Annotated in this window: 8 protein-coding genes; 3 read left to right on the top strand and 5 right to left on the bottom strand. The window is 61.8% G+C overall.

Going from position 1 to position 7122, the window contains the following annotated elements; genetic code table 11:
* Window positions 1–676, top strand: a 676-nt coding sequence (locus tag WBR57_RS08250) for a LysR substrate-binding domain-containing protein (RefSeq protein WP_424083407.1), incomplete at its 5' end; no start/stop codon positions are given.
* Here the strand turns inward: WBR57_RS08250 and WBR57_RS08245 are convergent.
* Both WBR57_RS08245 and kynU read right to left on the bottom strand, forming a co-directional pair.
* A complete protein-coding gene (locus tag WBR57_RS08245; RefSeq protein ID WP_424083406.1) occupies window positions 625–2028 on the bottom strand; it encodes an amino acid permease in 1404 nt (467 codons plus the stop codon). The genes WBR57_RS08250 and WBR57_RS08245 overlap by 52 nt on opposite strands.
* 101 nt (window positions 2029–2129) lie before the next feature.
* On the bottom strand, window positions 2130–3380 hold the full coding sequence (gene kynU, locus WBR57_RS08240) for a kynureninase (RefSeq protein ID WP_424083405.1): 1251 nt from the start codon (window positions 3378–3380) through the stop codon (window positions 2130–2132).
* Between the two features lie 144 nt (window positions 3381–3524).
* Here kynU and WBR57_RS08235 point away from each other — a divergent pair, with 144 nt between their 5' ends.
* Window positions 3525–3998 carry an Lrp/AsnC family transcriptional regulator gene (locus tag WBR57_RS08235; protein WP_003176072.1) on the top strand — a complete coding sequence of 158 codons (474 nt, stop codon included), beginning with the start codon at window positions 3525–3527 and terminating at the stop codon, window positions 3996–3998.
* A gap of 98 nt (window positions 3999–4096) precedes the next feature.
* On the opposite strand, the gene catA is transcribed toward WBR57_RS08235, so the two are convergent.
* The 3 genes from catA to WBR57_RS08220 are packed head-to-tail and all read right to left on the bottom strand — an operon-like array spanning window position 4097 to window position 6499.
* Complete coding sequence (gene catA / locus WBR57_RS08230; RefSeq protein WP_424083404.1) at window positions 4097–5026, bottom strand: catechol 1,2-dioxygenase; 930 nt, start codon at window positions 5024–5026, stop codon at window positions 4097–4099.
* A 42-nt stretch (window positions 5027–5068) separates the two neighbouring features.
* Window positions 5069–5359: a muconolactone Delta-isomerase gene (catC, locus tag WBR57_RS08225; RefSeq protein WP_424083403.1), complete on the bottom strand. Its 291-nt coding sequence runs from the start codon at window positions 5357–5359 to the stop codon at window positions 5069–5071.
* Window positions 5360–5371: 12 nt separating this feature from the next.
* Window positions 5372–6499, bottom strand: coding sequence for a muconate cycloisomerase family protein (locus tag WBR57_RS08220; protein WP_424083402.1), 1128 nt, complete (start codon window positions 6497–6499; stop codon window positions 5372–5374).
* A gap of 114 nt (window positions 6500–6613) precedes the next feature.
* On the opposite strand from WBR57_RS08220, the gene WBR57_RS08215 reads away from it, so the two are divergent.
* On the top strand, window positions 6614–7122 hold a 509-nt coding region (locus WBR57_RS08215), incomplete at its 3' end, for a LysR family transcriptional regulator (protein WP_424083401.1).

Below are 7122 nucleotides of genomic sequence, written 5' to 3'. Positions count from 1 at the left end.
GTTGCAACAAGCCGAGCATCTGCAACAGGACCTGGCGGAATACGCCAATGGCGTCAAAGGTCAGGTGCGCCTGCTGTGCAACACCAGCGCGCTGAGCGAGTACCTGCCGGAACTGCTCGCGGACTTTTTGCGCGAACATCCCAACCTGGATATCGACCTGCAGGAGCTGCCGAGCCTGCGCATCACCCAGGCCTTGCGCCAAGGCACGGCGGACCTGGGGATCATCTCCGACGCGGTCGAGACCCACGGCTTGCAGACCGTGGCATTTCGCGACGACCCGTTGCTGCTGATCATGCCGCTGGAGCATCCACTGGCTACCCGCCAAGTGAGCTTTATCGACAGCCTGCAACATGACTACGTGGGCCTGGCCGCCGACAGCGCGCTGGCGGTGTACCTGGAAGAACAGGCACTGCACGCGGGCTTTCGCCTGCAAACACGCATCCGCGCCGAGGGTTTCGATGGGGTGATGCGCATGGTCGCCCGCGGCGCGGGCCTGGGCATCGTGCCCCAGGCGGCATTGGTGCGCTGGCCGCGGGAGCGCCGCTTCAAAGCCCAACCTCTGCGTGAGGACTGGGCCTGTCGCAAGCTGCTGCTGTGCGCCCGCGCCTTCGAGCAACTGCCGGGTTACGCCAAGGCCTTGTTCGACGCCTTGGCCCTGCCCCTGAAAAACCCGTAATACACCGCCGACAGAATCAGCAGGAACGGCACGCCAAACACCAGGGTCATCTTGAACGCCTCGGTGAAATACGTGGTGATCATCACCGCGCCCATCAGTACCAGGCCCAGCAGCGTGCTGTAGGGAAACAACGCCAGTTGAAACGACAGCTTCGCCCCGCCATGGCGCTTGCGGTAGCGGCGAAAAAACAGGTGCGTGAGGAAGATCATGAACCAGGTGAAGATCGCGCCGAACATCGAGATCGCCATCATTAGGGTGAACGAGCTTTCCGGGTACACCAGGTTAAGCAAGGTCGCCAGGGCAATGCCCGAGCTGGACAACAGCAGCGCGTTCAGCGGAATCCCGCTCTTGCTCAAGGCGCCCATGGATTTGGGTGCAAACCCGGCGCGGGACAGGCTGAACATCATGCGCGTGGTGATATAGAGCTGGCTGTTCATCGCCGACAACGCCGCGATCAGGATCACGAAATTCATCACCCCGGTGGCGCCGGGAATGCCGATGGTCTGCATCACCGTGACGAACGGGCTCTGGGTCTGGCCGGCCTGGTTCCACGGCACGATGGCGAGCATCAGCGCCAGGGTCAGCAGGTAAAACACTACCAGCCGCACGATGGTCGCGCGGAAGGCTTTCTTCACCGCCTGCTCCGGGTCGGCGGCTTCACCGGCAGCCACCGCAATCATCTCCACGCTCAAGTAGCTGAAGATCGACACGATCACCGCGACCCACATGCCGCTCAGGCCATGGGGGAAAAAACCGTCGTGGGCCGTGTAGTTCTGCACCCCGTATTCGGGGTGGCCGGAGCCGAACACCACGTACATCGCGAGGATGATGAAGCCGACAATGGCGCTGATCTTGATGGTCGAGAACCAGTATTCGAAGGTGCCGAAGGTCTTCACGCTGATCGCGTTGAGCAGGATCAATACGCTGGAAAACGACACGATCCATACCCACTCCGGCACGTTGGCGAACCAGTACTTCATGTACATCGCCACCGCCGTGACCTCGGCGCCCACCGCCAGCACAATCGCCGCCCAGTAGGCATACCGCACCAGGAACCCGGCCAGCGGGCTGATGTAGAACTCGGCATACGCGCCGAAGGAGCCGGAGGTGGAATGCGCCACCGTCATCTCTGCCAGGCAGCCCATCAGCAGCAAGGTGATCAACGCGCCGATGGCGTAGCTCACCAGCACGCTGGGCCCGGCGTAGCCGATGGCATAAGCGCTGCCCATGAACAGCCCGGTGCCGATGGCGCCACCGATGGCGATCATGCTCATCTGGCCGGAAGTGAGCTGGCGCCTCAGGCCCAGTTCGCGGTGGGTGATCTCGGCAAAGCCGTTGTCGGGTGTGGTCACGTGGTGTGCCCCTTTATTATTGTGATTGCACTGTCTGACTGTTGTCACAGATCCCCTGTGGGAGGGGGCAAGCCCCCTCCCACATTGTCTCCGGCGTTTATTCAGGTAACGCTATGGCGGACCTTGAATTGGGGTTGATCCCAAGTGTTGTTATCGAGGATTTCGCCGAGGATTTCCACGGCGTCAAACACCTCGGTGAAGCTGGTGTACAGCGGCGTAAAACCAAAACGCATGATGCGCGGCTCGCGGTAATCGCCGATCACGCCACGGGCAATCAGTGCCTGGATCACCGCGTAGCCTTCGGGGTGTTCGAAGCTCACATGGCTGCCACGTTTGGCGTGCTCGCGCGGGGTGATCAACACCAGGCCATGGGCAGCGCAACGGCTCTCCACCAACGCAATAAACAGGTCAGTCAGCGCCAGCGATTTGCTGCGCAGGCTGGCCATGTCGGTCTGGGCAAAAATCTCCAGGCCGCATTCAACCATGGCCAGCGACGTGATCGGCTGCGTGCCGCACAGGTAGCGCGCGATGCCGGCACTCGGCGCATAGTTGGATTCCATGGCGAACTGGCGCGTGTGCCCGAACCAGCCCGAGAGCGGCTGGCGCACCACGTCCACCAGCGCCGGGTTGACCCACACAAACGCCTGGGAGCCCGGCCCGCCATTGAGGTATTTGTAGGTGCAGCCAATCGCATAATCGGCACCGGCCGCATGCAGGTCGATGGGCACCGCGCCTGCCGAGTGCGCCAGGTCCCAAATACTCAGCGCGCCGCATTCGTGGCTCAACGCGGTAAGCGCCTGCATGTCGTACATGTAGCCGGTCTTGTAGTTGACGTGGGTGAGCATCACCACCGCCACGTCCGCGTCGATGGCTTGGGGCAGCTCGTCGGGGCTGTTGACCAGACGCAGGGAGTAGCCCTGTTGCAGCAGTTCAGTCAGACCCTCGGCGATGTACAGATCGGTAGGGAAATTGCTCGCCTCGCTGACGATCACCTTGCGCTGCGGCTGGCGTTGACGCTGCACACTCAACGCGGCGCTGAGCACCTTGAACAGGTTGATCGAAGTGGTATCGGTGATCACCACTTCACCGTCACGTGCCCCGATCAGCGGCGCCAGGCGGTTGCCCAGGCGCTGGGCCAAGTCCGCCCAGCCGGCGCTGTTCCAGCTGCGAATCAAGCCATTGCCCCATTCCTCGGCGATCACCGCCTGCGCCCGCGCCAACGCCGCCACCGGGCGCGCGCCGAGGGAGTTGCCGTCGAGGTAGATCACGCCCTCAGGCAAGGCGAACTGTTGGCGCAGTGGCGCCAGCGGGTCCTGGGCATCGAGGGCTTGGCAGTGGCTTGGAGTGGTCATGGTTCGTCCTGGTTTTTATCAGTAAGGATGGACCAAATAATGAACGAAGCTTTAGAGAATTTTCGTGCAAAGTGGTAGGTAACAGGCTAATTAAGCTGTAGGAAATTCGAATTTAACCCCCAAACACGCGGATTTATTCTAACCATGATTCTTGACGCCACCGACCTGCGCCTCCTGCATTTCCTGCAACAGGATGGCCGTATCAGCAACCAGGAACTGGCGGAAAAAGTCGCCCTGTCGCCCTCCGCGTGCCTGCGCCGCCTGCGCCTGCTGGAGAGCGAAGGGATCATCAGCGGCTACCGCGCGGTCTTGAACGCCGAGCAGTTGGGGATCGAGCTGGAGGCCATCGTGCACCTGTCGTTGCGCCAGGATGTGGAGGATTGGCACGAGACGTTTATCAAGAAGGTGCAAGGCTGGCCGGAAGTGGCCAGTGCCTATGTGATCACCGGCGCCAGCAACTATGTGCTGCGGGTGCAGGCGAGGAATTTGAAGCATTTTTCGGACTTTATCGTGAACCACCTGAACCGCACGGCGGGGGTGATGGATATTCGCTCGGAGATTGTGTTGCAGAAGATCAAGGATCGGGATGAGGTGCTTGATCTGGTCGTACGCAAATAGCAACAACACCACAGAATACTGTGGCTTGCCTGCGATAGCGGCAGTGCAGCCACCACCGCTATCGCAGGCAAGCCAGCTCGCATATTTTTTTACCGCGTTCAGTCTTCCAGGGCGCGCACGCGCTGCATGCGTTTCTGCTCTACCGGCGCGTCAGCCACCTGCAACTCAAAGTCAAAATCAATCTGCGCAAACCGCCCTTCCACACCAAACTCCCGCGCCAGCTGCTGATCGTCACTGAAGCGAATCTCGGCGATCAACTCATCGCGCGTCGCGTAGGCAAAGTCATCATGCAGGTACGGGTCGTCCGACAGGTTGATCTGCGTGGTCAGGTGCCGATGCCCCGGCGCCGAGATAAAGAAGTGGATATGCGCCGGCCGCTGCCCATGGCGCCCCAACTGATTGAGCAACTGCTGGGTCGGCCCGGTCGGCGGGCAACCGTAGCCGGACGGCACAATGCTGCGAAAGCGGTAGTTGCCCTGGGCATCGGTCTCGATGCGCCGGCGCAGGTTGAACGCTGACTGCGACGGGTCAAACCATGAATAAGTGCCGCCGGTATTGGCCTGCCACACATCGACAATCGCACCTGCCAAGGGCTTGCCGTTGGTGTCACGCACTTGGCCACGCATGAACAGCGGCGCCGCCGCATCCGTGCCGTCATCCAGCCGCGCCTCGTATTGGCTCAGCGGCGCACCGGCCACGTACAGTGGGCCTTCGATGGTGCGCGGGGTGCCGCCGGATTTACCGGCCTCTTCGTCGGCCGCGTCCATCAGCAGGTCGAGGTAATGCTCCAGGCCCAAGCCGGCCGCGAGCAACCCCGCCTCCTGGTGTTTGCCCAAGTCGTTGAGGTAGTTGACCGCCTTCCAGAACTCTTCCGGGGTCACTTCCAGGTCTTCGATGATGTTGACCGTGTCCCGCAGGATCCGGTAGATCAACGCCTTGGTGCGCGGGTTGCCGCCGTCATTAAGGTTGCCGCTGGCTTCTTCGAGAAACCGTTGGGCGTGAGCAGTCTGGGACAGTCGGATGGTCATGGTGTAATCCTCATCTTGTAATTATTAGGCGTGAAAACAAGCTTAACGGTCGTCCTCATGGATCGACGAAGGGTGCCGGCATAGGGCATTCACTTCGATGGCCATGTAGGGGAACAGCGGCAGCTGCATCAGCACGTCGTGCAGCGCCTGCACACTCTCGACGTCGAACACGCTGTAGTTGGCGTAGTGCCCGGCGATGCGCCACAGGTGGCGCCATTTTCCCTCTTGCTGCAGGCGCTGCGCCAAGGCCTTTTCATCGGCCTTGAGGCGGGCGGCCCGCTCGGGGTCCATGTCGACGGGCAGGTTCACGGTCATTTTTACGTGGAACAACATGGCAGGCGCCTCTTAGTGTTTGTCACGACGGAAGAACGCCAGACGCTCTTCATCAATAGTCAGGCCCAGGCCCGGCGCGGTGGAAACGTGCAGCTGGAAATCGCGGTACAGCGGCGGCTCGGTGAGGATGTCTTCGGTGAGCAGCAGCGGGCCGAACAGTTCGGTGTCCCACGCCAGCCTGTTCAAGGTCAGGAACGCATGCGCCGAGGCCAGGGTGCCGATGCCGCCTTCGAGCATGGTGCCGCCGTACAGGCCGATACCCGCCGCTTCGGCAATCGCGGCGGTGCGCAACACCGCGCGTGGCCCGCCGTTCTTGGCGATCTTCAGGGCGAATACCGTGGCCGCACCTTCGCGCGCCAGGTTGAAGGCATCTTCCACGCATTCGATGGACTCATCGGCCATGATCGGCGCCGGGCTCGACTGGTTGAGCCGGGCCATGCCGCTGCGGTTGTTGCGGGAAATCGGCTGCTCGATCAGGTCGATGCCATTCTCGCCAAGCACCTTGCACGCGCGCAGGGCCACGGCTTCGTCCCAGGCCTGGTTGACGTCGACGCGCACACTGGCGCGCTCGCCCAAGGCCTTTTTGATCGCAATCACATGCGCCAGGTCGCGGCCGACTTCACCGGCGCCGATCTTCAACTTGAAAATGCGGTGGCGGCGCAGGTCGAGCATCTTTTCGGCCTCGGCAATGTCTTGCTCGGTGTTGCCGCTGGCCAGGGTCCAGGCCACCGGCAACGCGTCGCGCACGCGGCCACCGAGCAGTTCGCTGACCGGCAGGTTCAGGCGTTTACCCAGCGCGTCGAGCAAGGCACTTTCGATACCCGACTTGGCGAAGGTATTGCCGCGAATGCTGCGCTCCAGGCGCAGCATGGCCGCGTTGATATTGCTCGCGTCCTGGCCCACCAGCAGCGGTGCGAAATGCGTGTCGATGTTGACCTTGATGCTGTCGGGGCTTTCGTTGCCATAGCTCAGGCCGCCGATGGTGGTGGCCTCGCCGATGCCTTCGACGCCGTCAGCGCAACGCACGCGGATGACCACCAGGGTCTGGTTCTGCATCGTGTGCATCGCCAGCTTGTGCGGGCGGATGGTCGGAAGGTCGACGATGATGGTTTCGATCGACTCGATGGCGCAAATCGGCATGGCAATACCCGTTGGGTTCTTTATAGATTTGAGCTGATTCTGTGCCGCATTTTTTCTGGCTTCCAATATAGAATTGGTCTCAAGCAATACCCTCAAGGTATGAAAGGAGCCGTCATGGAACTGCGTCATCTGCGCTATTTCCAGGTGCTGGGTGAAACCCTGAACTTCACCCGCGCCGCCGAACGCCTGCACATCGCCCAGCCGCCGTTGAGCCGGCAGATCCAGCAATTGGAGGACGAATTGGGCGTGATTCTGCTGGAACGGGGCCGACCGCTGCGGCTGACCGAGGCCGGGAGGTTTTTTTTTGAGCACGCCAACGTGTTGCTGGAGCAACTCAACAAGGTCTGCGACAGCACGCGGCGTATCGGCCAGGGCGAAAAGACCTGGCTGGGTATCGGCTTTGCGCCGTCGACCCTGTACGGCGTGCTGCCCGAGCTGATTCGGCGGCTGCGCAACCACGAGACGCTGGAGCTGGAGTTGGGGCTGTCGGAGATGACCACCTTGCAGCAGGTCGAAGCGCTCAAGGCCGGGCGCATCGATGTGGGTTTCGGGCGGATTCGCATCGACGACCCAGCCATCGTCCAGCGCGTGCTGGTGGAGGACCGGCTGGTCGCGGTGCTGCC

Source organism: Pseudomonas sp. (assembly GCF_049590575.1).
In the GTDB taxonomy this organism is placed as follows: Bacteria; Pseudomonadota; Gammaproteobacteria; order Pseudomonadales; family Pseudomonadaceae; genus Aquipseudomonas.
The sequence above is the reverse complement of the archived record's forward strand: the minus strand, read 5'-3'. Positions and strand labels throughout refer to the sequence as shown.